The 903-nt window shown below is 53.4% G+C and carries 1 protein-coding gene; it reads right to left on the minus strand.

The genetic code is table 11. The annotated features are described in order from the left end of the window. Positions 1–295 precede the first annotated feature (295 nt). On the minus strand, positions 296–903 hold a 608-nt coding region (locus AACY49_RS29650), incomplete at its 5' end, for an IS256 family transposase (RefSeq protein WP_339527736.1).

Consider the following 903-nt stretch of genomic DNA (forward strand, 5'->3'; position numbering starts at 1 on the left):
AATCACCAGATCTGACCTGTTAATGGTGCTGGCTGTCGAAGGTCTGCTGAACCAGTGGCGTCCTGGAAAGCTGTAGAACACACGTTTGTCCGGGTGGTTGTACAACTGGGCATGAAGGACTGGAAGTTCATGGTCTCCAAGCAATGCTTGACTGTCGGGCAGCGTGGCGGGGTAAGCCGGTGGCTCGACAAAATAACGAGCATCAATGCCGGAGACTGCAATTTGGTCGAAGGAGGGAGTGTCAGATTTTTTGTGTGCGGGCCGGTAACGGCCTGCCGTAAGGCAAGCCCTTCTTTCACCAGTTCAACCTGGTAAATCGATCTCCATAAAGAATCGCAAACTGATTCATTGCTGTCTTCCAGTCGTGCGCCGCGCTGCCCCAATTGGCAGTGATATTTTGCAGTGCCAGCCAGATCAGCTTCGTCGCTGCATCGTCAGTCGGGAAGTGGCCTCTTGTCTTGATGATCTTGCGCAACTGAGAATTGATGCTCTCGATGGCATTGGTGGTGTAGATCACTTTTCGGATGGCTGGCGGGAAGACGAAAAACGGGATGACTCGATCCCAGGCGCGTCTCCAAGCGGCTACGACGGTGGGGTATTGTTTGCCCCAAGGCCCAGCTTCAAATGCGTTAAGAGCGTGCTCGGCCGCTTCGACATTCAGTGCCTGATAAACCGGTTTCAGGGCTTTGGCCAACTCGCGACGCTTGTCCCAGGCGGCGTAATCAAGGCTGTTACGAATCAGGTGCACGATGCAGGTTTGCAAGGTCGTCGTCGGAAACACCGCGTTCAAGGCTTCTGGCATGCCTTTAAGGCCATCAGTTACAGCGATCAATACATCCTCGACGCCACGGGTTTTAAGGTCGTTAAAAACCTTCATCCAGAACTTGGCTCCCTCAGTGTTTT

Origin of the sequence: Pseudomonas sp. EL_65y_Pfl2_R96 (assembly GCF_963970905.1) — a bacterium.
GTDB lineage: Bacteria > Pseudomonadota > Gammaproteobacteria > Pseudomonadales > Pseudomonadaceae > Aquipseudomonas.